18 protein-coding genes and 7 pseudogenes are annotated in these 26,677 nt (G+C 34.4%); 21 read left to right on the top strand and 4 right to left on the bottom strand.

Features of this window, described 5'->3' with window-relative positions:
- Nucleotides 1-19 precede the first annotated feature (19 nt).
- On the top strand, nucleotides 20-1,429 hold the full coding sequence (locus tag THESIDRAFT1_RS03030; protein WP_006569515.1) for a PIG-L deacetylase family protein: 1,410 nt from the start codon (nucleotides 20-22) through the stop codon (nucleotides 1,427-1,429).
- Nucleotides 1,430-1,732: 303 nt separating this feature from the next.
- Here the strand turns inward: THESIDRAFT1_RS03030 and THESIDRAFT1_RS03020 are convergent.
- The 3 genes and pseudogenes from THESIDRAFT1_RS03020 to THESIDRAFT1_RS13795 form a co-directional block, all read right to left on the bottom strand.
- A pseudogene (locus tag THESIDRAFT1_RS03020) lies at nucleotides 1,733-2,778 on the bottom strand (GerAB/ArcD/ProY family transporter).
- Nucleotides 2,779-2,871: 93 nt separating this feature from the next.
- The gene (locus THESIDRAFT1_RS13800) at nucleotides 2,872-3,261 is read right to left on the bottom strand and encodes a Na/Pi symporter (RefSeq protein WP_244262789.1); all 390 of its coding nucleotides are present in this window, start codon (nucleotides 3,259-3,261) and stop codon (nucleotides 2,872-2,874) included.
- Nucleotides 3,261-3,608: a Na/Pi cotransporter family protein gene (locus THESIDRAFT1_RS13795; protein WP_244262737.1), complete on the bottom strand. Its 348-nt coding sequence runs from the start codon at nucleotides 3,606-3,608 to the stop codon at nucleotides 3,261-3,263. The genes THESIDRAFT1_RS13800 and THESIDRAFT1_RS13795 overlap by 1 nt, the downstream gene beginning before the upstream one ends.
- A gap of 315 nt (nucleotides 3,609-3,923) precedes the next feature.
- Between THESIDRAFT1_RS13795 and THESIDRAFT1_RS03010 the strand changes: the two are divergent.
- The 20 genes and pseudogenes from THESIDRAFT1_RS03010 (at nucleotide 3,924) to dhaM (ending at nucleotide 25,460) form a co-directional block, all read left to right on the top strand.
- Nucleotides 3,924-6,253 (top strand): annotated as a pseudogene (locus tag THESIDRAFT1_RS03010) (sugar phosphate nucleotidyltransferase).
- Between the two features lie 442 nt (nucleotides 6,254-6,695).
- Nucleotides 6,696-6,779, top strand: a complete 84-nt coding sequence (locus tag THESIDRAFT1_RS15075; RefSeq protein WP_081621997.1) for a potassium-transporting ATPase subunit F — start codon at nucleotides 6,696-6,698, stop codon at nucleotides 6,777-6,779.
- Between the two features lie 13 nt (nucleotides 6,780-6,792).
- On the top strand, nucleotides 6,793-8,478 hold the full coding sequence (kdpA, locus tag THESIDRAFT1_RS03005) for a potassium-transporting ATPase subunit KdpA (protein WP_006569511.1): 1,686 nt from the start codon (nucleotides 6,793-6,795) through the stop codon (nucleotides 8,476-8,478).
- Nucleotides 8,478-10,532: a potassium-transporting ATPase subunit KdpB gene (gene kdpB / locus THESIDRAFT1_RS03000; protein ID WP_006569510.1), complete on the top strand. Its 2,055-nt coding sequence runs from the start codon at nucleotides 8,478-8,480 to the stop codon at nucleotides 10,530-10,532. The genes kdpA and kdpB overlap by 1 nt, the downstream gene beginning before the upstream one ends.
- A gap of 15 nt (nucleotides 10,533-10,547) precedes the next feature.
- The gene (gene kdpC / locus THESIDRAFT1_RS02995; protein ID WP_006569509.1) at nucleotides 10,548-11,126 is read left to right on the top strand and encodes a potassium-transporting ATPase subunit KdpC; all 579 of its coding nucleotides are present in this window, start codon (nucleotides 10,548-10,550) and stop codon (nucleotides 11,124-11,126) included.
- A gap of 6 nt (nucleotides 11,127-11,132) precedes the next feature.
- Nucleotides 11,133-12,261, top strand: a pseudogene (gene kdpDN, locus THESIDRAFT1_RS02990) (KdpD-like non-kinase potassium sensor).
- 72 nt (nucleotides 12,262-12,333) lie between these two features.
- The gene (locus THESIDRAFT1_RS02985) at nucleotides 12,334-12,606 is read left to right on the top strand and encodes a hypothetical protein (RefSeq protein ID WP_006569508.1); all 273 of its coding nucleotides are present in this window, start codon (nucleotides 12,334-12,336) and stop codon (nucleotides 12,604-12,606) included.
- A gap of 1 nt (nucleotide 12,607) precedes the next feature.
- A pseudogene (cas4, locus tag THESIDRAFT1_RS02980) lies at nucleotides 12,608-13,166 on the top strand (CRISPR-associated protein Cas4).
- A gap of 71 nt (nucleotides 13,167-13,237) precedes the next feature.
- The gene (pdaA, locus tag THESIDRAFT1_RS02975; RefSeq protein ID WP_006569506.1) at nucleotides 13,238-14,122 is read left to right on the top strand and encodes a delta-lactam-biosynthetic de-N-acetylase; all 885 of its coding nucleotides are present in this window, start codon (nucleotides 13,238-13,240) and stop codon (nucleotides 14,120-14,122) included.
- 69 nt (nucleotides 14,123-14,191) lie between these two features.
- Nucleotides 14,192-15,226, top strand: coding sequence for a lysylphosphatidylglycerol synthase transmembrane domain-containing protein (locus tag THESIDRAFT1_RS02970; protein ID WP_003871136.1), 1,035 nt, complete (start codon nucleotides 14,192-14,194; stop codon nucleotides 15,224-15,226).
- A 133-nt stretch (nucleotides 15,227-15,359) separates the two neighbouring features.
- Nucleotides 15,360-15,929: a glycerol-3-phosphate responsive antiterminator gene (locus tag THESIDRAFT1_RS02965; protein WP_003871376.1), complete on the top strand. Its 570-nt coding sequence runs from the start codon at nucleotides 15,360-15,362 to the stop codon at nucleotides 15,927-15,929.
- Nucleotides 15,930-16,006: 77 nt separating this feature from the next.
- Nucleotides 16,007-16,738 (top strand): MIP/aquaporin family protein, encoded by a 732-nt coding sequence (locus THESIDRAFT1_RS02960; protein WP_006569505.1) that lies wholly within the window; start codon nucleotides 16,007-16,009, stop codon nucleotides 16,736-16,738.
- Nucleotides 16,739-16,820: 82 nt separating this feature from the next.
- Nucleotides 16,821-18,313, top strand: a pseudogene (glpK, locus tag THESIDRAFT1_RS02955) (glycerol kinase GlpK).
- A 167-nt stretch (nucleotides 18,314-18,480) separates the two neighbouring features.
- A complete protein-coding gene (locus tag THESIDRAFT1_RS02950) occupies nucleotides 18,481-19,983 on the top strand; it encodes an NAD(P)/FAD-dependent oxidoreductase (protein WP_006569503.1) in 1,503 nt (500 codons plus the stop codon).
- Nucleotides 19,976-21,235 carry an NAD(P)/FAD-dependent oxidoreductase gene (locus THESIDRAFT1_RS02945; RefSeq protein WP_003871380.1) on the top strand — a complete coding sequence of 420 codons (1,260 nt, stop codon included), beginning with the start codon at nucleotides 19,976-19,978 and terminating at the stop codon, nucleotides 21,233-21,235. Before THESIDRAFT1_RS02950 ends, THESIDRAFT1_RS02945 begins: the two co-directional genes overlap by 8 nt.
- 1 nt (nucleotide 21,236) lies before the next feature.
- Entirely contained in the window at nucleotides 21,237-21,602 is a 366-nt protein-coding gene (locus THESIDRAFT1_RS02940) for a DUF1667 domain-containing protein (protein ID WP_003866565.1), read from the top strand.
- A 19-nt stretch (nucleotides 21,603-21,621) separates the two neighbouring features.
- Nucleotides 21,622-23,257: pseudogene (locus THESIDRAFT1_RS02935) on the top strand (sigma 54-interacting transcriptional regulator).
- Between the two features lie 140 nt (nucleotides 23,258-23,397).
- Entirely contained in the window at nucleotides 23,398-24,396 is a 999-nt protein-coding gene (gene dhaK / locus THESIDRAFT1_RS02930; RefSeq protein WP_006569501.1) for a dihydroxyacetone kinase subunit DhaK, read from the top strand.
- Nucleotides 24,397-24,414: 18 nt separating this feature from the next.
- Complete coding sequence (dhaL, locus tag THESIDRAFT1_RS02925) at nucleotides 24,415-25,053, top strand: dihydroxyacetone kinase subunit DhaL (RefSeq protein WP_006569500.1); 639 nt, start codon at nucleotides 24,415-24,417, stop codon at nucleotides 25,051-25,053.
- A 14-nt stretch (nucleotides 25,054-25,067) separates the two neighbouring features.
- Nucleotides 25,068-25,460, top strand: coding sequence for a dihydroxyacetone kinase phosphoryl donor subunit DhaM (dhaM, locus tag THESIDRAFT1_RS02920; RefSeq protein WP_004400541.1), 393 nt, complete (start codon nucleotides 25,068-25,070; stop codon nucleotides 25,458-25,460).
- 277 nt (nucleotides 25,461-25,737) lie between these two features.
- On the opposite strand, the pseudogene THESIDRAFT1_RS12865 reads toward dhaM, so the two are convergent.
- A pseudogene (locus tag THESIDRAFT1_RS12865) lies at nucleotides 25,738-26,034 on the bottom strand (transposase); the annotation flags it as partial.
- Nucleotides 26,035-26,677 lie beyond the last annotated feature (643 nt).

Here is a 26,677-nt window from a genome sequence, read left to right as displayed (position 1 = left end):
TGAATGGAGGCAGAGTAGCATGATAAATAAACGGACTATTTACTTTTCTTTGTTTATTGCTTTATTAATAGGAATATCCTATATAATGAATTGGGAAATGGCTATTGCAAACTTCGCAGAAAAAGGTACACTGCCAACTTTTGATGACCCTGGGCAAAGAATCCTCATTATAGTTCCTCATCCTGATGATGAGACTTTAGGAATGGCAGGAATTATTCAAAGAGCTGTAGAACTTAAAAGGCCTATTAAAGTAGTAATAGTCACAAGTGGAGAGAGTTACAAGAAAGCTGCAATGTCATTTTGTGGTAAAACAAATCCTACTCCTCAAGATTTTTATCGTTTTGGACTTGCAAGACAGCAAGAAAGTATTGTTGCCATGAGAGTTTTGGGATTACCGCGACAAGATTTAATTTTTTTAGGGTTTGCTGATGGAAGCATCAGATTTTTGTGGAGCCAATATTGGGATAATGGCCGTCCAAGAGTGAGTGGCGGAATTCATGTGGCATATGCTCCTTATGATACAGTTTATAAGCCGGGTATTCCATATACAGGACAAAATTTAGTTAATGAACTTACGGAAATAATTAAAGATTTTAAACCTACTGATATATATTATCCTTTAGCAGATGATATGCATCCCGACCATTGGGCAGTAAGCAATTTTGTGAGATATACTATTACCGCTGTGAATATAAATGTCCGTGAGCATATGTTTTTAGTCCATCATCCACAATGGCCAGTGCCATGGATGGCGGAGAAAAATAGGCCCATGTTACCTCCTGTAGATATGAAAGATAGTAACACAGAATGGCAATCTTTTGACTTAACTCCAAAAGAAATAGATTTGAAACAAGTGGCTATAAAACAATATAGGACCCAAATAGATGTTATGGAACCATTTTTAATGGCTTTTGTAAGAAAAACCGAATTATTTGCTACAAAACATGTCATCACTATTCCTGTAGTTGATTCAAAACCAGATTTACAAAGAAGAGCTTTGCCTCATACTCTTTTAAAAGTGTATACTGGTGGCATGTTAAATGAGGAAATATACAGAAGTGCAGCTTTAACGCGATTAGGAGCTTTTTATTACGACAATAAATTGTACATCGGCTTAGAATCGGCAAGACCAATATCTAAAAAAGTAATTTACCATGTTGAAATGAGGCTATTTTATAAAGATCAAAATGATATAAAACGTATTGATTTAGGAATTGTAAATGGAAAATTATATCAGTATAAAAGGGCAGAAAATTCTTTGACAGATGTCATAGCAGCAAAACCTACAATTAATGGAAATAAAATTTGGGTTGAAATAAAAATACCACAGGTGGACAATTTAAGATATATATTTATGGGAGCAGATTCTATTTATAGGAATCGTCTTATAGATAAAATACCTTGGAATATGTATAAAATAAGTGAATAAAAGAGAAGGCTTTTAAAGCTTTCTCTCAGACTGTAGACAAACTTTCGTAAAGGAGATATTTTGCATAAGGAGTGACTTGTTACAAAGCGATAACAAAACTTAGCAAGACCGAGGGCGGAGGCAGGGCCGAAGCCACGGATGGCGGAGGCGGGCACCTTAAGGTATGGATGCCACCTGACGTAGGTACCCTGCCGGAGCCTGAAGGTCGAGCTTTAGTTTTGTCGCTTTGGAACATCGGAACGACGATGCAAAATATCTCCTTTGAAAATTTTTTAACTTTGTCAACAAACTGAGAGAAGGCTTTTAAAGCTTTCTCTTTTCTTTTATGTTTAAAAATAGAAATGTAATCATAGGTAAAATTATTTGTAGAGGTACATGTATGTAAAAAGGAGTAAATTTAAGACCTATAAGTATGTGGGTTTGATAACTGTCGGCAATTATAAAAGAAGCAGCAAAAATCATCGACAAAACAGGGAAAAGCAGGTATTTATAACTTTTTAATTCCAACGCATTTTTTATCATGGTAAGTCCCGCATAAGTAAATACGCTAATCTTAAAAAATACCCCTATAATCATTATAAATACATACAAAGTGTCTAGGTTTTTTAAATTTCCTAAATTTATTAATCTTATAACTTGATACAATGGGAAATTTTCTCTTGAAGCTTCATCTGCTCCTAAAGAAGAAATTATAATGATATTGTTAAAGGACAATAGTAGACCAGTAAAAACAGTGGTTATCAGCATTATCTTTTTTATTTTTCCTTTTGTTTTACTTTATCAAAAACTGTAGTAAAAGCAATAAGTTCACCAAAGGGAAAAGTCACAATTAGAGGAATTGCTGCTTTGATTACGGGAACAATTCCATTTTCTAAAATTGGTAAAAGCCTTGAAAAACTAAAATTATCTCCCATCATTATCATAGTTGTTTGAAAAGCCATAATAGCTAAAATAAGAGGGAGCAAAATTTTAGCAACGCGGGCAAGTACACATATATCAAATAGGAGGTAATACATTACTAATATAAGCATAAAAGAAGAAAAAATATATGTAGGTGTTCGAGAATATATTGTATTTACACTGAGTTCTACATAGTCTCTTACGTTTCTCGAAGCAATGTATAAAAAGTACAGAGCATAAATTAGAGATAAAGTTTTACCTATATATTTCCCATAAACAAACTCAAGTAACTGTGGAAGATTTTTTTGCGATTTTTCAAAAGAGGAGACGTACATAAGTGTAATTGGCAGAGAAATAAGCATTGCAATTAAAATAGAAAGCCAACAATCTTGTTTTGCTTCAATTCCCAAACAAAAGAGTACTGATGTTCCAATCTCAAAAGTTATCATTAAAAACAATAAATTGCTAACTTCTAATCTTTTGTTCATTGTTACCACCTTGAAAATAAACTTTAATATTAGGATTCCTATTAATTGAATTTTTTATTTATTTACTAATTTATCTATTAAAACAAAAAGTTGCTTAAGAAAAGGAATTATCAAAAGTGCAGAAAAAAGATTAAAAAATGTGTGGGCGTTTGCCACCTGTCTTAAAGGATTGTGGGGGGAGATGAGTTTCAAAAACTCTGCAAAAAAATTTGTAAAAGGCAAAAAGAGTATAGTGCCCCCTATATTAAGAAAAATGTTAAAGAAAGCTATTTTTTTCCCTTCTTTGTTAGAGGCAAAGCTCAGTATGATAGCCTCTGAGCAAGTTCCAATATTTAAACCATATATTATTGGCAATGCTTGAGGCAAGGTTATTAGTTGAGAGGAGACCAAAACTTGTAGTGTTGCTATACCTACATTACTTGATTGAAGGATTAATGCTGCGATTATTCCAGCAAGAATTCCCCAGAAAGGATTTGAAAGATTAGCACTAATAAGCTCGAAGTTAGAATTTTTTTAAGAGGCATTGTAGCCAGTTCCATTATCTTAAGACCATAAAATACTAATCCAAACCCTAAAAATACATTTCCTACAAATTTTAATTTAGTATTGCAATTTTGGAAATGTAGTACAGAACCTATAAAAACTAAATAAGGGGCTATTTTAAACAGATTAAATGCGTAAAGCTGCACGGCAATGGTAGTTCCAATATTAGAACCTATAATTATACCTGCTGCGCTTTTAAGAGTTAAAAGCTCTGCTCCTGCCATTGTTACTGCGATTACAGTTACCATGCTACTGCTTTGAATAATTAAGGTTATAAAAAACCTATTATTATTGATTTTAATAAATTGCTTGCAAAATTGTTAATAATTTGAGAAATTTTTTGGTGTGAGAAGACCTTTAATCCCCTTGTTAAAGTAAAAATTCCCCAAATAAATACTCCTATTCCTGCCGCGAAATATATTAAAGAGATTATCATTTTTACTCCCCCGCAAAGTCCTTTCCTATTTCAATTTTATGTTGCCAATGTCTTAAAATGAATAATTTTTCATTAAATAAAAAACACTAAGAATTAGGGGTTAATAATATTTTTTAGAGGTGGTTGGATGAAAGGGATAATCATGGCGGGTGGAGAAGGAAGTAGACTAAGACCTTTAACAGCCGATATACCTAAGCCTATGGTACCTGTTGCAAATAAACCTGCGATAAAGCATATAGTGGAACACTTACACAAATATGGAATCAAAGATTTAGCTGTTACGCTTTTTTACTTGCCTCAAAAGATTAAAAAATATTTAGAAGAAGAATATGGGGATGAAATAAAGTTTTATATAGAGGATAAGCCGTTAGGGACGGCAGGCAGTGTCAAAAATGCTAGAGACTTTCTAAATGATACTTTTATTGTTATGAGCGGAGATGTAATTACTGATGTTAATATAAAAGAAGCTTATGAGTTTCACAGAAAGAAAGGGGCAAAAGTTACTCTCATTTTGACAAGAGTAGATGTGCCGTTGGAATATGGTGTTGTGATTGTGGATGAGGAAGGCAAAATAAAAAATTTTTAGAGAAACCTTCTTGGGGAGAAGTGTTTAGCGATACAGTAAATACGGGTATATACATAATAGAACCAGAAATATTGGAGTTTATACCTCAAGATAAGCCTTTTGATTTTAGTAAAGATTTATTTCCTATGTTGTTGAAAAATGATATTCCAATGTACGGTTATATTACAGGAGGATATTGGTGTGATATAGGAAATACCAATCAATACATCACTAGTCATTTTGATATTTTAGAAGGAAGAGTAGATTTAGGATATAAAGATAAGTTACTTAAAAAGGGAAAGGTAATAGGTAAAAATGTTACAATTTCTCCTGAAGCTAAAATCATCCCTCCTGTGATTATAGGAGACAATGCAATAATTGAAGCTAACGCTGTTGTAGGACCTAACGTAATAATTGGTAAAAATAACTATATAAAGAAAGGGAGCAGTTTAAAAAATGCTGTATTGTGGGATGAAATAATTGTAGATAAAAATTGTGAATTAAGGGGTTGTGTAGTTTGCAATAGAGTGAGAATCGGCAATAATGTCCGAATTTTTGAAAACAGTGTTATAGGGGAGAGTTGTAAAATAAAATCCTTTGCTGAAATAAAGCCAGAGGTAAAAATATGGCCCTATAAAATAATAGATGAGGGCTCTGTGATCACAAAAGATGTAGTGTGGGGGAATGGAAGGAAGCCTTTGACTTTTGGGTATAGGGGGATTAAAGGAGTTTTTAATGAGGATATTACTCCTCAAATTGCAGTTGAAATTGGAGAAGTTTTTGGAAATATAGTGAATAGCAGTGTGTTGGTAGGACACGATGGGGATATTGTATCTCAATTTATAAGCGATTTAATAAGTTTTGGGCTTGTATCTGGTGGTTGTGAGGTCTTAAAAGTCAATAATACTCTTTTACCCACTTTAAGATATGGAATTAAGAAAAATAAGTGTGGAGGAGGAATCTATGTAGAGGAAGAAGAAGGAAATTTAAGGATTTTGTTTCTCGATAAAGAAGGGTGTGATATCGATAGAAACTTAGAAAAGAAAATAGAGAACAAATTGAGAGTATATGATATTGAACGAGTTGATGGGAAAAATTTAAAACCTATAAGAGAAATTGATATAAACAACGATTATCTTAACTTTCTTTTTGAAAAAAGGACTGCATATAAAAGTTTTAAAATTAAACCTTACAATGAAAAAACAAAACTGCTATTAGAAGCCATAGGTAAAAATGAGTTTTTTATAGCAGAGGAGTCTTATGATGTAGGGGTACTTTTTTATAAAAATGGAGAAAAAGTTAAACTCTACGACGAAAAGGGAAGAGAATTTGATGAAGATGAACTTGAGTTTATAAGAATGTTAATTGCTAAAGAGCAAGGGGTTAAAAAATTTGTACTTCCTTTTGATAGTTCCAAATATTTGACAGAATTTGCGAAGGAATTTGCAATTGAGACTGTAAGCAGCAAAATTTCTCATAAAGATAGAATGAAAACAATAGTGTCGAAGGAAGGTATAGAAAAAGACCTACAGATTAATTTAGATTTTGACGGCTTTAGTTTTTTACTAGACCTTTTAGAATACTTACAACATACCTCTCAAAAACTTTCCTCTATAAAAGATAGTTTTCCTTTAAGATATAGAATATCCAAAAGTATAAAATGCGATTGGAGAGATAAAGGGAAAATAATAAGAATGCTTTTTGAAAAGGCTGATGAAGGGGCAGAATTTTTAGATGGTTTAAAGTTTAATAAAGAAGATTCATGGGTGTTAGTAGTACCGGATTATGAATTACCTGCTTGTAATATCTATATAGAAGCTCCTACAAAAGAGAGAGCTGAAGAGCTATTTTCAATGTATGAAAATGAAATTAAAAGTATTATACAAAAATAAAATTTCTTTTTGCGCTTTTATAAAAACAATTGGAAAGTGATGTAAAGTGATAGATTACATAGTATACAATAGTTGTAACGCTTTACATCCTATTTTTTTGCGCAAAAAAGGATTTAAAGGCGAAAAAGTCTTTTTGATGTTTATTGAGTTGAATAATATAATATATATGGTACAATGAATAGTAAATAAATTAACAAAAATGATGGAAGACATGGCAATATGTAAAAGTGTTGTCATGTAGTCCGCCTCATAAAGAAAGAGTGCGGGCTTTTTATGTTTAAATTTAATATTTTTATAAAAAATCGATAATAATAATTAGAGGTGAAGGAGAATATGGATTTTATAATTCTATTAGGATTTGTAACATTGTACTATGTTGTAAAAGGAATAGTTAAATGGTGTTGTGATTTGGTAGAAGCTAATTCTTATGAAGTAGGGGTGTATTAAAGGTGGCCTTATTGTATGTGGTTTTTTTCTTTTACTCCTTTATTTGTTTTATGCTTTAATACATCCGGAAGAATTTTAAGGGAGGAAAGTGCATGTATTCGAATATAGAACTTTTTACTATGATATTGGTTGTAGTTCTTTTAACTAAACCAGTTGGGACTTATATGTACAAAATATTTGAGTATAAACCGATGAAATTGGACAAAGTTTTTTTACCTGTAGAAAATTTTATATATAAACTTTCAGGGATCAATGCAGAAGAAGAAATGAGCTGGAAAAAATATGCATTGTCCTTTTTGCTTGTTAATACGGTAATGATGATAATTGGGTATATTATATTGCGAATACAAAGATTTTTGCCTTTAAATCCTACTGGAGTTAAAAACATGGAGTCTTCTCTTGCTTTTAACACGGCAATAAGCTTTACGACAAATACAAACCTTCAACACTATGCTGGGGAAAATGGCGTAACTTTTTTAAGCCAAATGATCGTAATAGTATTTTTGATGTTTACTTCTGCGGCTTCAGGGTTAGCGACTGCAGCAGCTATAATGAGAGGACTTAGCAGAAAAACAGATGGATTGGGAAATTTTTATGCAGATTTTGTAAGAGTAGTAGTAAGGCTTCTGCTTCCTATCTCTGCAATTGTCACTCTTATATTAGTATGGCAAGGAGTTCCTCAAACTTTTGCTGGGAAAGTAGTTGTGGATACATTAGAAGGTGGTAAGCAAACTATTATAACAGGTCCCGTAGCTGTATTAGAGTCAATTAAACACTTAGGAACAAATGGCGGTGGATTTTTTGAGGCGAATTCTTCTCACCCATTTGAAAATCCTACTTGGCTTACCAATATGATTGAGATGCTTCTTATGATGCTTTTACCTGCATCTTTAATTTACACTTATGGGTTAATGATAAACAATAAAAAACACGCTTTGGTATTATACATTTCCTTGTTTGTGATTTTTATTCTTTTGGCTGTTGGAGCAGTTTATGCGGAAAGTCATCCAGGAGTGGCTTATTCGAAATTACATATTGATGGTACGCCTTATGGAAATTATGAAGGAAAAGAAGTTCGCTTTGGAGTCTCACAATCTCCACTATTTGCGACTGTGACTACTGCTTTTACAACAGGTTCTGTTGACAGCATGCACGATTCTTATACACCTTTAGGAGGAGCAGTGCCGCTTATCCTCATGATGTTAAATACCATTTTTGGAGGAGATGGAGCAGGACTTCAGAATATAATAATGTATACAATATTGACGGTATTTTTGACAGGGCTTATGGTAGGAAGAACTCCAGAATATTTAGGAAGAAAAATTGAAACTAAAGAGATAAAACTTATAGCCCTTGCAATATTGGTTCACCCTTTTTTGATACTTTTTTCATCTGCTTTGACAGTGATGCTAAAAGTGGGAGCTTCTTCTGTAACGAATCCACTGTACCATGGACTTACACAAGTTTTGTATGAGTTTTCTTCTGCGGCGGCAAATAATGGTTCTGAATTTGCAGGATTTATAGGAAACACTGTGTTTATGAATATAATGACAGGTTTAGTTATGTTCTTTGGAAGATATATAACCATTATTCTTATGTTAGCTGTTGCAGGTTCTATGGCGGAGAAAATTCCTGCACCGCCATCGCCAGGTACTTTTAGAACAGACAATGCTTTGTTTGGAGCAATTTTTATAGCGATTGTTGTAATTGTAGGAGCTCTTACTTTCTTCCCAGCGATAATATTAGGACCTATTTCTGAGTTTTTGAGCATGACGTAATGGAGGTAACGCTTTATGAAAAGAAAAAAGAAATAAAAACGATGAGTAGAGAAATTGTATTAGGTGCTATCAAAAACTCTTTTTTGAAACTTAATCCTCTTAAAATGTATAAAAATCCTGTGATGTTTGTGGTAGAGGTAGGTATGTTTATTACACTGTTGGCTACAATATTTCCTACTTATTTTGGAAGTACTTACGACGAAGTGGGATATAACGCTTTAATCACTTTTATATTGTTTGTAACAGTGCTTTTTGCTAATTTTGCAGAAGCACTGGCAGAAGGAAGAGGGAAAGCTCAAGCAGATACCCTTAAAAAGACAAAAAAAGAGACTATGGCAAAACTCATTAAAAGTGATGGAAGCATAAAAATGGTTAAGTCCTCTGAGCTTAAAAAAGGGGATATAGTGCTTTGTGAGGCAGGAGATATAATTCCGGCTGATGGAGAAATAATAGAAGGACTTGCTGCAATTGATGAGTCTGCAATAACAGGTGAATCTGCACCAGTTATAAAAGAAGCTGGTGGTGATTTTAGCTCGGTTACTGGTGGGACAAAGGTAATAAGCGATAGCATTAAAGTCCAAGTTACTGTTGACGAAGGGGAATCTTTTTTAGACAGAATGATAAAAATGGTAGAAGGAGCCAAAAGGCAGAAATCTCCTAATGAAATTGCTTTGACTACTGTTTTAGTGAGTTTGACAATAATTTTTATAATTGTTGTTATGACCCTATACCCAATGGCTAAATTTGTCCATGTAAGAATAAGTGCTACTACATTGATTGCTTTGTTAGTTTGCTTAATACCAACTACAATTGGAGGCCTTCTTTCTGCGATAGGCATTGCAGGTATGGATAGAGTTACACGCTTTAATGTAATTGCTATGTCTGGAAAAGCAGTAGAAGCTGCAGGAGATATCGACACAATGCTTTTAGATAAAACAGGCACAATCACTTTTGGAAATAGATTAGCAGCTGATTTTATACCAGTTGGCGGCCATAAAAAAGAAGAAGTTACATATTATGCCCTTGTATCCTCTTTAAAAGATTTAACTCCCGAAGGAAGGTCAATAGTAGACTTAGCTAAGAAAATGGGCGTAAAGGTACCGGAAGATATTTTAGATGGAGCGGAAGTTATAGAATTTACTGCAGAAACAAGGATGAGCGGACTAAATTTAAAAGATGGGACTATTGTGCGAAAAGGGTCTTATGATAAGGTGAAAGAATATATAAAAGAACAAGGAGGAGAAATTCCGGAAGATTTAGATAAAGAAGTTGAGAAGATATCTTTATTAGGTGGGACTCCTCTTGTAGTAGTGAAAGACAAAGAAGTATTAGGAGTAATATATTTAAAGGATACTATAAAACCTGGTATGAAAGAGCGTTTTAAACAGCTTAGAGCGATGGGAATTAAAACTATCATGGTAACGGGGGATAATCCTTTAACTGCAAAAACAATAGCAGAAGAGGCTGGTGTTGACGAATTCATTGCAGAAAGTAAACCAGAGGATAAGATAAATGTGATTAAAAGAGAACAGGCGGCAGGAAGGCTTGTTGCCATGACAGGAGATGGAACAAATGATGCACCAGCACTTGCCCAAGCAGATGTAGGACTTGCAATGAATAGCGGTACAATGGCTGCTAAAGAAGCTGCAAACATGGTGGACCTTGATTCTGACCCTACAAAGATTATTGAAGTAGTAGCAATTGGTAAGCAGCTTCTCATGACGAGAGGAGCGTTGACTACTTTTAGTATTGCCAATGACGTTGCTAAATACTTTGCGATACTTCCTGCCATTATGTCTGATACTTTGCCATCAATAAAGGTACTGGATATAATGAAACTCTCCTCACCGACTAATGCAATATTATCAGCTTTAATATTTAACGCCATTATAATACCTATTTTGATTCCTATTGCTATGAGAGGAGTAAAATATAGGCCAATGAGTGCTAATGCGTTATTGGCGAGGAATTTACTGATTTACGGACTGGGAGGATTGATTGCTCCTTTTGTGGGGATAAAACTTATTGACTTAATAATATCTTCTATCTTTTAATTTGGAGGATTTGCTATGAGTGAAGTTAAGAAAGCAATTAAATTTACACTTGTCTTGATGATATTGCTAGGGCTTATATATCCTTTTATTATGACAGCAATTGCAAATTTAATATTTCCTTATCAGGCAAAGGGTAGTATAATTAAAGTAGATGGTAAGGCAGTAGGATCCGAGCTCATTGGACAAAAATTCACTGATTCTAAGTGGTTTATGGGAAGACCTTCTGCAGTGGATTACAATGCAGAGTCTTCAGGTGGTACTAATTACGCTTTATCCAATCCTAAATTTAAAGAAGAAGTGGAAAGAAATATTGAGGAGTTTTTAAAGAAAAACCCTGGAGTAAAAAGAAGTGACATACCTGCAGATATAGTTACTTCTTCTGCATCAGGATTAGATCCTCATATTTCTCCGGAAGCTGCATATTTACAAGTCAAAAGAGTAGCTCAAGCGAACAACTTGCCAGAAGAAGTTGTAAAAAAACTTGTGGATAAAAATATTGAAGGCAGATTTTTAGGCCTTTTTGGAGAACCACGGGTAAATGTGCTTAAATTAAATTTAAGCTTATTAGAAGAAATTAAGAAAAATAAAAAGTGAGGCTTTATGATGGCGAAGAAGTCCCCTGATTATTTTTTGAGAGAAATAGAAAGAGCTAATAAGGGAAGGTTGAAGATTTATCTTGGTGCTGCTCCTGGTGTCGGCAAGACCTATCACATGTTGCAAGATGCCAATGAAATGAAGGCAAGAGGTATAGATGTGGTAATAGGCTTTGTAGAAACCTATGGGAGAAAAGACACTGAGGAGCAGATAGGGGACCTTGAAATTATTCCGCTAAAGGAAATAAATTACAAAGGTGCAATTCTTAAGGAAATGGATTTGGAGGCTATTTTAAAGAGAAAACCCCAGGTTGTGGTGGTAGACGAATTAGCCCATACAAATGCTCCTGGTTCAAAAAAATGAAAAGAGATATCAAGATGTTTTGGAGCTTATAGATAACGGCATAAGTGTGATGACTGCTGTCAACATACAACATTTTGAAAGTCTTAATGATTATATAAACCGCATGACTAATGTAAAGGTGAGGGAAACTATTCCTGATAAACTTTTAGAAATATGTGATGAAGTAGAAGTAGTTGATGTTTCGCCGGAGACTTTGATAGAGAGGCTTAAAAATGGAAAGATTTATAGTCCCGATAAGATTGAAACTGCTCTTAACAATTTTTTTAGAATTGGCAATCTTTCCGCGTTAAGGGAACTTACATTGAGGGAAGTAGCAAATGAGGTTGACGATAGGCTTTTGGAATATAAAAATAGAAAAAACGTTATAGGATTAAAAGGAGCACAAGAAAAGATATTGGTTTGTGTAAATTTGAGATTTAATGCAGAGTATCTGATACGAAGAGGTTATAGGTTAGCTAAAATGCTTAAAGCAGACCTCTTTGTTTTGCATGTTTACAATGATGATGACTTAAGAGACCATAAAAAACTCAAAAAATTAGATGAAATCACAATGCTGTGCAACAAATTAGAAGCAAAGTTTTACATGGTCAAATCAAATGACCCTGCTAAGGCTATAATAAAATTTGCTGAAGAAAATGCAATTACTCAAATTGTAGTAGGACAGTCTGTGAGAAGAAGAATTGATGAAATAATAAGGGGTTCTATTGTTAGAAGAATAATGAAAGGTACTAAATTTATAGATGTTCTTGTTGTAGCCGATCCACGGGGGTAAAAATGGGTTTTACCCCGTTTTTTATATGGTATAATAAGTCTGTAAAAATATTGTTTTTAAAGGTGTTATATTATGAAAAAAGAGGATAAGTATATATCTGCCACAGAGATAAATCAATTTCTTTATTGCCCCTATCAGTGGTATTATATAAAAAAATATGGAATAGAGTATATCAATAGTTTGAGAGAGCCAAAAGAGCAAGATTTGCAATTTAGTAACTTTAAGAAAGGGATAGAATATCATGAAAAATATTACAAGGATATTGTAAAATTGCGATATAAAAAATATGCGATTATTTTTGGAATTATAGCTATTTTATTAATAATTGCGATTATGAGGGTTTAAAATGATTTTCAATATAATTTTTTATTTTTACTATATATTTGCTTATTCAATCAGTTATCGAACAGAGGCCTTTTTATAAAAAAATGAGAAGAAGCATAGGATTTCGAGGAGGTAAAATAATCTACATAGATAAATCGCAAGAGGTAAAAGAAAAGGGATTAATATATGGGAAGTTATTAAAATCTGACAAATATGGCTTATCTGGAAAGCCTGATTATATTTATCAGTTGGGAGAAGAATTAGTCCCTGTAGAATTAAAAAGTAGTGAAGCTGATGATTCACCTTATTATAAAGATGTTATGCAGTTAGTTGCATATTTTTTGATAATAGAAGATGTATACCAAAAAAGAGTAAAAAGAGGGCGAATAGTTTATAGGAATACTATGTTTGAGGTTTATAATAGGCGACACTTAAGAAAAGAACTTTTTAATATATTAAAGCAAATGGAAAAAATGCAAGAAGGAGATTACTATCCTGAAGTAAATCCTTCTTTTGCCTTGTGTAGATTCTGCCTTTGTAGAGATACTGTATGTGAAATATACAAAAATACTTCCAAATAAAAACAGAATATTATGTTTATATAGAGAAAAAATAAAAACGGAATATAGAAAAATTGAAATGAGGTATGGCTATGGTAAGAAAAATATTCTCTATCTTAATGGGAATTTTGTTGTGTTTTTCAATTGCTTCTTGTGGAATAGCTAAAAAAGACATTACAAGGGCAGAAGAACAAAAAATGCAAAATGAAGCTTTACAAAAGCCTTTGGAAAAACCTAAAGAAAAAATATCTAATACGGTCAACAATGCTGTTTATACCAATACAGAAAATCTGGATAACACTTTGTATAGCTGGGGACTAAGGGTGTTGCCAAATCATCAAACTCCAGAAATTACCCCTTTGGCAATGGAGCTTATAAAAAAATACGATGCGGTTTTTGTAGGAGATACGACAAAAAAGGTAGTTTATTTGACTTTTGACGAAGGATATGAAAATGGTTATACACCTAAAATATTAGATATACTCAAAGAAAACAATGTAAAAGCTGCTTTTTTTGTAACTGGGCCCTATGTAAAAGAACAGGCTGATTTAGTTAAAAGGATGGTGGAGGAAGGGCATATAGTTGGGAATCACACAGTGAATCATCCAAGCTTACCTACCTTATCTGATGAAAAAGTAAAAGAGGAAATAACTAAGTTAGGAGATATGTTTGAAGAGCTGACAGGGAAAAAGATGAAGTATTTTAGACCGCCAAAAGGTGAGTATAGTGAGAGAACCTTGTATCTTACAAAATCGTTAGGTTATAGAACGGTTTTTTGGAGTTTAGCGATGGCTGATTGGCAGCCACTTCCTGGAGGACCAGAGGAAAGCTATAATACTGTTATGAAAAGGCTTCACCCGGGAGCTGTCATACTTTTACATGCTGTTTCAAAAGACAATGCTTTAGCTCTTGATAGGATAATTAAAAGTATTAAAGCCGAGGGATATGAATTTAAAACCCTAGATGATATACCATGAAAAATGTAAAATAAAGCCTTTGTGATGTAGGTTTTTCTACATCGCAAAGGCAAAATTGGGGGAATTATTTTGGGGACAATTCTTGAGAAGAAAAATTTATATATGATGGCTTTTGCATTACTTTTAAGCATTGGTTCAATTTTAGTCTTGTTAAAAATTACAGGCGTTAAAGAAATTGAAATGGCTTTTCACATACCCCTTTTTTATCTTGGGGCGATTTTTGGCTTGATAATATTGAGCTTGATAGTGGATACTTTGCGAATAAGGGATTTATTGAGAGAATTAGGAGAAAACTTGCCTTTTGATTATCTTTTTAAATTTAACCTTGCGACTTTTTTTATAAGCTACATAACACCTTTTGGCTCAGGAGCTTTACCTCTCATTGTATATTTACTTAGTAAAAAAGGAGTTTCACCAAATAAAAGCTTAATGATTTTTACTGCCAAGCTTTTGTTCTCAGGGATTTTTTTTGGGACTGTGCCTCCTATATTACTTATTTTTTTTAGAAATCAATTAGAATTAGGAACTGTTCTTTCTTATTTTGCAGTGTTAGTAAGTATATTTTTGATGTTTTTGTTATTTATATTAATTTATATCATATTAAAACCACGCTTTGTCATTGAGATTGTTAATAAAATAAGCAATATCTCGTTTTTTAAAAAGCCTAAACTGGAAAAGTATTTTGAAAAAATAAAAGAAGAAATCATACTTTATCATAAAAATTTTAATGACCTTTTTATAGGGCCTTCCAGTTATAAGCTGTTTTTTTCTCAATTATTTTATGCAGTAGCTTATTGGTTGCTTTTTTACAGCATTGCTCCAGTTTTATTATTAGCTATGAATATACCTTTTAATTTGTTAGCAGTAATTGGAAGACAACTCATATTTTATGACATTTTGGCGTATAGTTTTATTCCAAGTGGTTCTGGTGTAGTAGAAATAGGTTTTGCAACAATTTTTTCAAATATACTTCCTCCCAGTAAATTAGGAATTTTTGTGGGCATGTGGAGGTTTTTTACTTATTATGTTTACTTGGGAATTTCGGCTATAGGATTTTTTATGGCAATAAAAAATCAAGATGCAAAGAGAATGTTAATTAAATAACATTTTGGTACTAATTATCATACAGGAATAATAACCTTTGATATTTTGTATCAAAGGGGTATTTTTTTATATGTATTTTTCAGGTTTATTTTTTGGCATATTACTTGCATAAAGAAAAGATGGGGGTATAAAAATGAGAGAAAAGATTCTGGATGCAATGAGAGACTTCCCGATAATAGCTGCAGTGCGAGAGGCAAAAGATTTAAATACGGCTCTTTCTTCAAATGCACAGGTGATATTTTTACTTACTGGTGACATAATGAACATTTCTGAAATAGTTCAAGAGGTCAAAAGACATGATAAAATTGTTTTTGTGCATTTTGATTTGCTTGAAGGTTTAGGAAAGGACAACAAAGCAGTAGAGTATTTGGCTGAAAAAATAAAGCCCCATGGTATAATCTCTACCCGCAATAATATTTTGATACACGCTAAACAATTTGATCTTTTCTGCATCCAGAGACTTTTCATTTTAGATTCCCAGGCATTAAAAACAGGGTTTGCTTCAGCAAAACAAATAGTTCCAGATGCAATAGAAGTAATGCCTGGGATAATTCCCTCAGTGATAAGTGAAATATCAGTAGATGTGCATCAACCAGTCATCGCAGGAGGTTTAGTCAAGACAAAAGAAGAAGTTATAAATGCACTTAAATCTGGAGCTATTGCCGTATCAACGAGTGAAAAAAATCTGTGGTTTATTGAGTGAAAGGAGTGTGAGAGACATAAAAATTGAGTTTTAAAAAATAAAACTTAATAAATTTTGGAATCATGGAGGGATATTTTATGAGTGACCTTGCAAAATATGTTGCTGAATTTTTTGGTACGATGATACTTATATGGTTAGGTGATGGCGTTGTTGCAAACGTTGTCTTAAATAAATCTAAGGGTCAAAACAGTGGTTGGATTGTAATCACAGCAGGATGGGGATTTGCAGTGATGGTGGCTGTTTATGTAGTTGGCTGGATAAGTGGTGCTCACTTAAATCCAGCTGTGACAATTGGCTTAGCAACGATAGGCAAGTTTTCATGGAGTTTGGTGCCAGGCTATATTATAGCGCAAGTTTTAGGAGCTTTTGTGGGAGCTATAATTGTTTATTTGATGTACATGGATCATTATGCAGCAACTGAAGATCCCACAGCTAAGCTTGGTACTTTTGCAACTATTCCAGCTATAAGAAAGTTGGGTAAGAATTTTATGACAGAGGCATTTGGCACTGCTATGCTTTTAATAGGAATACTGGGTATAACAAATGGCAACAATCAATTAGTTGGAGGATTAGGACCGCTTCTAATTGGTTTACTTATTTGGGCAATAGGGTTAAGCTTAGGTGGACCTACAGGTTATGCAATTAATCCAGCAAGAGACTTTGGACCAAGGCTTGCTCATGCTATTCTTCCTATCCCAGGGAAAGGAGATTCTGATTGGGGATATGGTTTGATAGTTCCAATATTTGGGCCAATAGTTGGAGGAATACTTGGAGCTGTAGTTTACCAGCTTATTATGAGTATACACTAATACAAAAGTTTAAAGAGTTTAAATCGGCGAGAATTTATCTCTCGCCGATATGATATTATAAAAATTGTAAGGAGGAAAAAAGATGGCAAAGTACATTATGGCTTTCGACCAGGGGACAACAAGTTCCCGTGCGATAATTTTTGACCGCAGCGGGAAAATAATAGCTTCACTAAACCAGGAATTTAAGCAAATTTATCCTAAGCCAGGTTGGGTAGAGCATGACCCAATGGAAATCTGGGGTTCACAAATAGTGTTGCAAAAGGTGTTATAGAAAAAGCGGGTATTAATCCGGAGGATATTGCAGCTATTGGCATTACAAATCAGAGAGAGACAACTGTTGTATGGGATAAAAATACAGGAAAACCTATTTACAATGCAATAGTGTGGCAATGTAGAAGGACAGCTCCTATATGCGATGAACTAAAAAACAAGGGTTTTGACAAGAAAATTAGAGAAAAGACAGGACTTGTAGTAGATGCATATTTTTCAGGAACTAAAGTAAAATGGATTTTGGATAATGTAGAAGGGGCCCGTGAAAAAGCAGAAAAAGGAGAATTGCTTTTTGGAAATATTGATACCTGGCTTATTTGGAATTTGACAAGTGGCAAGGTACACGTAACTGACTATTCTAATGCGTCAAGAACGATGCTTTTTAACATACATGAGCTTAAATGGGATAAAGAGATATTGGCTGAACTTAACATACCAGAGCAAATGCTTCCGGAAGTTAAGCCTTCCAGTTATGTATATGGCTATACTGATAAAAGTATATTTGGAGTAGAGATACCTATTGCAGGAGATGCGGGAGACCAGCAAGCAGCATTGTTTGGTCAAGCCTGTTTTAAACCTGGAATGGCAAAGAACACCTATGGAACAGGTTGCTTTATGCTTATGAATACAGGAGAAAAGGCTGTACCTTCCAATACTGGACTTCTCACTACAATTGCTTGGGGAATTGATGGGAAAGTAGAATATGCTTTAGAGGGTAGTATATTTATAGCAGGTGCTGCGATACAGTGGTTGAGAGACGAACTTAGAATAATTGACAATTCACCGCAAAGTGAAGAATATGCGCTGAAAGTTGAAGACACAAACGGTGTATATGTTGTTCCTGCTTTTGTAGGATTAGGAGCACCTTATTGGGATATGTATGCAAGGGGCACGATTGTAGGACTTACAAGAGGCGCAAAGAGAGAGCATATAATAAGGGCAACACTGGAGTCTATTGCTTATCAAACAAGAGATGTATTAGAGGCTATGCAAGAGGATTCAGGTATTAAATTGCAGGCTTTAAAAGTTGACGGTGGAGCAAGTGCTAATAACTTCTTGATGCAATTCCAATCTGACATTTTAGGTGTTCCAGTTGACAGACCTCAAGTAATTGAAACTACTGCTCTTGGCGCTTCTTATCTTGCAGGATTGGCAGTAGGATTCTGGAACAGCAAAGAAGAAATAGAGAAGAATTGGAATGTTGATAAACATTTTGAACCAGCTATGGATAATGAAAAGAGAGAAAAATTGTATAAAGGTTGGAAAAAGGCTGTAGAAAGGGCTATGAAATGGGCTGAAGAATAAAATAAAAAATTGATAAAAAGTAGCAGGAATTTTAAGATGTTTGTAGAATATATTTATTAAAGAGAAGAAAAAATAAATATGAGTATGGTGGAGATTTGGAGAACCATATATAGCCGACAGGGTCGGTTATATATGGTTTTTTTATCTTTTAAGGAGGTTTTATGACTATGAAAGAAATGTACGATGTTTTAGTAATAGGTGCTGGAGTGGTTGGATGTTCAATTGCGAGAGAACTTTCAAAATACAAATTAAAAATATTAGTTGTAGAAAAAGGTGAAGATGTGGCTTCGGAAGGAGCTTCTAAAGCTAATAGTGCAATACTACATGCGGGTTATGACCCTGTACCTGGTACTTTAAAAGCTATGCTGAATGTCAGAGGAAATGAAATGTACGATGAGTTGTGTAAAGATTTGGATGTTCCAATAAAGAGAACAGGTTCTTTAGTTGTGGCTTTTTCTGAAGAAGAGGTAAAAGAGCTCTATGAATTGTTTGATAGAGGAATAAAAAATGGTGTCAAAGGGTTGTCTCTCATTACAAAAGATATGGTCAAAGAGATAGAACCACACATAAATGACACTGTAGTTGCTGCTTTGTATGCCAAAACAGCAGGAATAATATGTCCTTATGGATATACTATTGCAGTGGCAGAAAATGCTGCACAAAATGGAGCAGAATTTGTTTTTAATTCAGAAGTAATTGATATCAAAAAAAATGGGGACTTCTTTATAGTAAAAACTCACAAAGAAGAATTTTACAGTAAATATGTTGTCAATGCTGCAGGACTTTATTCAGATGTCATAAATAACATGGTAGGGGCGAAGCCATTTTCTGTGCATCCTAGAAAAGGAGAATATTTGATATTAGATAAAGACCAAGGATATCTTGCAAGGACAGTAATATTCCAGGTTCCAACTAAAATGGGTAAAGGAATACTAGTTTCTCCTACAGTTGATGGAAATCTATTGATAGGACCTACTTCAGAAGACATACAAGATAAAGAATTTAAAGCAACTACCAGAGAAGGGCTCAATAAAGCAATTACAGTTGCAAAAAGAAGTGTGGATAAATTTGATGTCAGAAAGACTATCACTCAGTTTACAGGACTTAGAGCGACTCCTGATACAGAAGACAAAGACTTTATAATTGGAGAATCTGATGTGAAAGGATTTATAAATGCTGCTGGAATAGAATCTCCTGGTTTTACTGCAGCTCCTGCTATCGCTGAAATGATAAGGGATATACTTAAAGATGCTGGACTTCAGTTGATTGAAAAAGTAGATTTTAACCCAAAAAGAAAACCAGTCATAAGATTTACTGAACTTTCAGACGAGGAAAGAAACAAGCTTATAAAAGAAAATCCTGCTTATGGAAGAATAATATGCAGATGTGAGACAGTGACGGAAGGAGAGATAATAGATGCGATAAGAAGACCTGTAGGTGCAAAATCTTTAGATGGTGTTAAAAGGCGTGTAAGAGCTGGAATGGGAAGATGCCAGGGAAGTTTTTGTGGGCCGAGAGTTGTTGAAATATTAGCAAGAGAACTTAATATTTCTCCTCTTGAGGTTACAAAGCATGGAAGAAATTCGAATATATTAACTGCAGAGACAAAAAAATTTTTATTAGAAAAAGCGGCAGAGGTTTTAAAGAAAGAGGTGTATGAGAATGCTTAACTATGATATAGTCATAATAGGTGGCGGCCCTGCAGGCTTGGGTGCTGCTGTAGAAGCCTATGAAAAGGGTGTAAAAAATATAGTCATAATTGAAAGAGATAAATATCTTGGGGGTATTTTAGAGCAGTGCATACACAATGGATTTGGACTTCAGGAATTTAAAGAAGAATTGACAGGACCAGAATATGCACAAAGATTCATTGATAAAGTAGAAGAATATGGTATAAATGTGATGTTGGAGACTATGGTTTTGGAAATAACTCCTGATAGAATTGTAAAAGCTGTTAATTCTAAGGAAGGTGTGTTCACAATAAAAGCTGGAGCTATAATTTTAGCTATGGGATGCAGGGAAAGGCCGAGAGGTGCTATTATGATACCTGGCACTCGCCCAGCAGGTATTCTCACAGCAGGTACTGCTCAGAGGTATGTAAATATGGAAGGATATCTTCCAGGGAAAGAAATAGTGATATTAGGTTCTGGTGATGTTGGGCTTATTATGGCGAGAAGGCTTACATTAGAAGGAGCAAAAGTCAAAGCAGTTGTAGAACTCATGCCTTACTCTAGTGGACTTACAAGAAACATCGTTCAGTGTTTAGAGGACTTTAATATTCCTCTTCTTTTAAGTCACACTGTCATTGAAATTCACGGCAAAGACAGGGTAGAAGGAGTTACAATTGCCAAAGTTGATGAAAATAGAGAGCCAATTATGGAGACTGCACAGTATATAAGTTGTGATACGTTAATACTTTCTGTTGGCTTGATTCCTGAAAATGAGCTCTCTCAAAAGGCCGGTATAGAGCTAGACCCTATAACAGGAGGACCTATTGTAAATGAAATGTTAGAAACAAGTGTTCCTGGAATTTTTGCTTGTGGCAATGTCCTTCAAGTTCACGACTTAGTTGACAATGTTACTGCAGAAGCGAGATTGGCAGCTAATTCAGCAATACGATTTATTCGAGAAGGTGAATTTGGAAAAAGCAATATTGCCGTAAAAGCTGGTAATGGCATACGTTATGTTGTTCCGCAAAAGATAAATGTAGATAACATAGAAAAAAGGATAAAATTCAGAATGAGACCTGTTAACGTTTATAACAATGCTATGTTAGCAGTAAAGTCAGGAGACAAATATTTACTAAGACAAAAAAGGCAGCGCTTAACCCCTGGTGAAATGATTGATGTAAATTTAAGTAAAGACATACTAAAAAATGCAAATCTTGAAGAAGGTATTGTCTTTTTAGTTGAGGAGGGATAAAATGGAACTAAAAGAAATTACATGCATAGTTTGCCCCTTGGGCTGCAGGATACAAGTTGAAATGGAAGGAGGGGAGATAAAAAGCGTAAAGGGATATTCTTGTTCTAGAGGATTAGAATATGCTAAAAATGAAGTTACTATGCCTAAAAGGACTATTACTACAAGTGTGAGAGCGATAGGGGGACATCTTCCACTCTTATCTGTTAGGACAAAAGAGCCTGTTCCAAAAGAAAAGATACAAGAAATAATGCTTGAATTGGCTAAGGTAGAGGTTAAAGCTCCTGTAAAAATAGGAGATGTAGTGGTGAAGAACATTTTAGGTACGGGGGTTGACATAATTGCTACAAGAAACCTTTATGTAAAATAAGTTTTTGCGTGGTGATAAAATGGAGGGAAGAAGGGAAATATTAAGAACTCCTGTGAGTATCCATTCTCAGATTGCTGCCCATATTGTTCAAAAGGTTAGTCACATAAGCAGACAAAACAATGTAAGCATATTTTTAAGGAAGATAAATGACAATAGGTTGATTCCTGCAAATAGTATGTTATCAATGGTGACTTTTTTTTGCTTCTCGGGGAGAAGAAATAGAAGTAGTGGTAGAAGGAGCAAATGTGGACAATGCTATAAAAGAGTTTAAAGGCTTTTTTTACAACGAGTTAGGGAAAGAAAAGGAAGAAAAAACTACTTATGAACTTTTAAAAAATACCTCAATAGCCTATGAGAAAATATTTAATTCTATTGGCTCAGGACTTATAGTTACTGATGAAAATGGGGCAATAATGATTTTTAACAAAGCAGCTGAAAGTATTACAGGGATTAATATGGACCAGGCTATAGGGAAAAAAATACAAGAAGTGATGCCGGATATAAAAATTGCTGATGTGTTAAAAACTGGCAAAGAAGAGATGAATAAAAAACTAAAAATAGGCACAAATGTGGTGTTAACAAATATAACACCTATTTATACAGGTACAAAAATAGAAGGGGCGGTTGTAGTATTTTATGACTTCCCTCAAATAGAATATTTGGAAAATGAGCTGAAAAGAGATAGAAAACTTGACAAAGCTTTTGACATAATAATAGGCAATAGCGGAAAATTAAAAGACGCTCTTACTATTGCTTCTAAAGCTGCAGAAACTGATTCAACAGTCCTCATAAGAGGGGAAAGCGGAACGGGGAAAGAGCTGGTGGCTAATGCGATACATTACGCCAGTAAGAGAAAGGATAAACCATTTATAAGGGTAAATTGTGCGGCTATTCCTGTGACTCTATTGGAGAGTGAACTTTTTGGGCATGAAAGAGGAGCTTTTACTGGAGCTGTAACTCAAAAGATAGGAAAATTCGAATTAGCAGATGGAGGAACGATATTTCTTGATGAAATAGGAGATATTCCACCTGAGATTCAGGTAAAGCTTTTGAGAGTGATTCAAGAAAAGGAATTTGAAAGAGTAGGGGGAATAAAAACTATAAAAGTAGATGTGAGGATAATCGCTGCGACAAATAAAGATTTAGAAAAAGCAATAAAAGAGGGGACTTTTAGAGAAGATTTATACTATAGATTAAACGTTATACCTGTGATTTTGCCTCCATTAAGGGAAAGAAGAGGAGATATTCCTCTACTTGTCGAACATTTTATAGAAAAGCTGAACAAAAAACTAAACAAAAATGTAAAAAAGGTTACGAAAAAAGCTATGCAAGCATTGATATATTATGATTGGCCTGGGAATATACGAGAATTAGAAAATATAATTGAAAGGTGTATAACATTAAGTGATACTGATTACATCGATTATGAAGATTTGCCCCAATATATTCGAAATGAAACTACTACTGTATCAGATGATGATATTATTTATCTTGGAGAAAATAGTGAGCTACTTACAATGGAGGAATATGAGTATAAAATAATAAAGGCTGCGATACAAAGATATAAAAGCTTTAATAAAGCAGGAAAAGTTTTAGGACTTACCCATAAAACTATTGCTGCAAAAGCAAGGAAATTTGGACTTGTTGATAGATAATACCAAAAGAAATAAATAGTTGATACTTTTTACCAAGATAGTCTTTCGAGGCTATTCTTTATTGTATGTTTGCTACAATTTATTTGGCACGTAAATTGCATTTAAAAACTAACAAAAGTAAATTTAGGAGGAGGTAAATTATGAAAAAGTTGATTAATAATCCTAATGATGTCGTGAAAGAAATGATAGAAGGTTTGCTGTCTGCTCACCCATCTTACCTGAGAAAACTTGACAACATAGATGTAATTGTCAGAAAAGACGCACCTGTAGAAGGAAAAGTTGGACTTGTAAGTGGTGGTGGCAGTGGCCATGAGCCTGCTCATGCAGGATATGTGGGCTATGGAATGTTAGATGCGGCTTGCCCTGGTGCTGTCTTTACTTCACCTACACCTGACCAAATTTATGAAGCGATTAAGGCAGTGGATGGAGGAAAAGGAGTATTATTGATTATTAAAAATTACACAGGTGACGTAATGAATTTTGAAATGGCTAGAGAAATGGCACAGATGGAGGGAATAGAAGTAGATGAAGTGATAGTTAACGATGATGTTGCAGTAGAAAATAGCACTTGGACGCAGGGAAGACGTGGCATTGCTGGAACTGTGTTTGTTCATAAAATTGCTGGAGCAAAGGCACAAGAAGGGGCTAGCTTACAAGAAGTAAAAAGAGTGGCTGAGAAAGTAATTGCAAATGTAAGGTCAATGGGAATGGCACTAACACCCTGTACTGTTCCAGCAGCAGGGAAACCCAGCTTTACTCTTGCAGAAGATGAGATGGAGATTGGTATAGGAATACATGGAGAGCCTGGAACTCACAGAGAAAAAATAAAACCTGCAGATGAAATAGTAGAACATTTAATGGAGAAGATAATAAATGACCTGCCTTATAAAGAAAATGACGAGGTTGCTGTTATGATAAACGGGCTTGGTGCAACTCCTTTAATGGAGCTTTATGTCGCGAACAGGAAAGTAGCAGAAATCTTAGAGAGTAAGAAGATCAAAGTTTACAAAACATACGTGGGAGAATTTATGACCTCTCTTGAAATGAGTGGATTTTCTATAACATTATTAAAATTAGATGAAGAACTTAAAACATTGTTAGATGCAAAGGCTGATACACCTGCTTTCAAACAATTATAAATTTTTAGGAGGTAGAAGATGGTTATCACAAAAAATGATGTCCTAAAAATTGTGGACAAAATTGTAGAGGTTATAAAAGAAAATAAAGAGTACCTTACAGAGTTGGATGCTGCTATTGGTGATGCGGACCACGGAATAAATTTAGATAGAGGATTTGATGCCGTAAAGCAAAAATTGACCACATTGCCTGAAACTACTGATATAGGGACAATATTAAAAACTATAGGCATGACTCTTGTATCTACGGTGGGAGGAGCTTCTGGTCCTTTATATGGTACAGCTTTTATGAGGGCTGGACAAGTAGTTCAGGGTAAAAATGAACTTTCTGAAGAGGATATAGTTAAAATCTTTGAAGCTGCTTTAGATGGCATCAAACAAAGAGGAAAAGCCGAAGCAGGAGACAAGACTATGATAGATTCTATTGAACCTGCATATAAAGCTTTAAAAGAGAGTTTAGAAAATAACATTGCATTACCTGAAGCATTAAATAGAGCAGCTAATGCTGCAAAAGAGGGAATGGAATACACTAAGAATATTTCTGCAAGAAAAGGAAGAGCAAGTTACTTAGGAGAAAGAAGTATTGGACACTTAGATCCAGGGGCAACATCAGCATATTTGATGATAAAGTCTTTTTCTGATGTTGTCAATTTATCATGATGGTGGAGGAAAAAATGGTTGGAATAGTGTTAGTCTCTCACTCAAGAAAAATAGTAGAGGGGATTTATGAACTTGCAAGCCAAATGACAGGTGGAAAAGTTCCTATAGGGATAGCTGGCGGGACACAAGATGGCAGATTGGGAACAGATGCTACAGAGATAATGGAGGAAATTAAAAAAGTAGACGAGGGAGAAGGAGTAGTAGTTTTAGTTGATATTGGAAGTGCTGTAATGAGTGCGCAAATGGCGATAGAACTCCTGGGAGAGGAATATGAAGGTAAAGTAAAAATTGCTGATGCACCTTTAGTGGAGGGAGCAATTGCAGCTAGTGTAGAGGCTTCTATAGGTAGTGATTTTGATAAAGTTCTTTTAGTGGCAGAAGAAGCAAAAAAACTTAATAAATTTTAATATTTTTGAGTCTGGACAAAATCCAGACTTATTTTTTGTGTAGAATTTTTACTCAAAAGGTATTAAAATAAAATAGGGATGTGCAAAATTAATTAAAATAATCATAATCAAAAACCAAAATATGTATGACATACAATATATAGTAATCAACACTGACAATCAAACATAAAGGAAGTGGTAAGGGAAAAGAAAAGACAAAAAGAGGAGCTAAAAAAGGGCATAAATATCCTGTAGAAGTCAAATGTTAAAAAATGGCATGAACTAAATTCAGCAAAAGTTAAGCCGATTGCATCAGAGCACTAAGAGACTTAAACTCATCAAATTTACCCAGTTTAATAGCTACAATAGCGACAGTAAGCAAAGTAATATGGCCAAAAGTATTAAGGTTGCTGACAGAATTAATATTTCTAACATAAGCCTTTTCAAAATCCAGAGCTTCAAAGCGGGAATTATATCTTTCTGATTCAATTCTCAATTTGTAGACGGACTTAAAATCTAGGGAGTCTCTATTAACAGACGACCTATAATCAAAAGATCTAATAGCGTACTTAGTACACCCTCTATACTTCCTGCCCTTTTACTATCTCCCATGCTCCATCTCCTATGCATAATCTCCCTTACAATTCCGCAACTTTCACACGATTTTTCCCTTCAAACACCCAATCAGATCCTCCCTTTACGTCTTCCAATTTTTTTGCTTCCCCCCTCCCCCCGACCCCAAAAAAATTCATTATGTGGGTAGGGGGGCTCTCTAAAGAGTGCCCCTCCCCCTTAAAAAGAACCAGTTTTTTCCCCCCCCTTTGAAGAATTGGAATCCCAACTTTTTTTTTTTAAAAAGGTGGATCTTCTTTGTTTTCCAAACTTTGAAAAAAACAACTTAAAACCCCCCCTTTCCCGGGTATTTTTCAATTTTTTGGGTTTTAAAAAAGGGATTTTTTGCCCCAAATTTTCCCGCCCCCTAATTTGCGAGTAAAAAAAAGAGGGAGCTCTTATTTTTTAGAAAAAAAAAAAATTTTTTACCCCGCGGAAATTTTTTATAAAACAAAAAAAAATATTTTAAAAGCCCCTCTATATACAAAATATTTTTTTAGGGTGGTGGTGCCTCTTTTTTTTTTTTGCCTCGGCGGAGAAAAAAAAATAGTGTTGCCCCTCCGCGCCCGAGACGAACCCACCCCCCCCTCCCTCTCTATTTATTATTTTTATTGTTGTTTTATTTT

The organism is Thermoanaerobacter siderophilus SR4, from assembly GCF_000262445.1.
Lineage (GTDB): Bacteria > Bacillota > Thermoanaerobacteria > Thermoanaerobacterales > Thermoanaerobacteraceae > Thermoanaerobacter > Thermoanaerobacter ethanolicus.
The sequence above is the reverse complement of the archived record's forward strand: the minus strand, read 5'-3'. Positions and strand labels throughout refer to the sequence as shown.

Coding starts and splice junctions, on each gene's coding strand:
- THESIDRAFT1_RS13795 (WP_244262737.1), bottom strand. CDS start 3,608: ATGGTAACTGTAATCGCAGTAACAATGGCAGGAGCAGAGCTTTTAACT.
- THESIDRAFT1_RS02985 (WP_006569508.1), top strand. CDS start 12,334: ATGAAAAAAGAGGATAAGTATATATCTGCCACAGAGATAAATCAATTT.
- THESIDRAFT1_RS03030 (WP_006569515.1), top strand. CDS start 20: ATGATAAATAAACGGACTATTTACTTTTCTTTGTTTATTGCTTTATTA.
- dhaL (WP_006569500.1), top strand. CDS start 24,415: ATGGTTATCACAAAAAATGATGTCCTAAAAATTGTGGACAAAATTGTA.
- dhaM (WP_004400541.1), top strand. CDS start 25,068: ATGGTTGGAATAGTGTTAGTCTCTCACTCAAGAAAAATAGTAGAGGGG.
- THESIDRAFT1_RS02965 (WP_003871376.1), top strand. CDS start 15,360: ATGAGAGAAAAGATTCTGGATGCAATGAGAGACTTCCCGATAATAGCT.
- THESIDRAFT1_RS02945 (WP_003871380.1), top strand. CDS start 19,976: ATGCTTAACTATGATATAGTCATAATAGGTGGCGGCCCTGCAGGCTTG.
- THESIDRAFT1_RS02940 (WP_003866565.1), top strand. CDS start 21,237: ATGGAACTAAAAGAAATTACATGCATAGTTTGCCCCTTGGGCTGCAGG.
- kdpC (WP_006569509.1), top strand. CDS start 10,548: ATGAGTGAAGTTAAGAAAGCAATTAAATTTACACTTGTCTTGATGATA.
- THESIDRAFT1_RS02960 (WP_006569505.1), top strand. CDS start 16,007: ATGAGTGACCTTGCAAAATATGTTGCTGAATTTTTTGGTACGATGATA.
- kdpB (WP_006569510.1), top strand. CDS start 8,478: ATGGAGGTAACGCTTTATGAAAAGAAAAAAGAAATAAAAACGATGAGT.
- dhaK (WP_006569501.1), top strand. CDS start 23,398: ATGAAAAAGTTGATTAATAATCCTAATGATGTCGTGAAAGAAATGATA.
- pdaA (WP_006569506.1), top strand. CDS start 13,238: ATGGTAAGAAAAATATTCTCTATCTTAATGGGAATTTTGTTGTGTTTT.
- THESIDRAFT1_RS02950 (WP_006569503.1), top strand. CDS start 18,481: ATGAAAGAAATGTACGATGTTTTAGTAATAGGTGCTGGAGTGGTTGGA.
- kdpA (WP_006569511.1), top strand. CDS start 6,793: ATGTATTCGAATATAGAACTTTTTACTATGATATTGGTTGTAGTTCTT.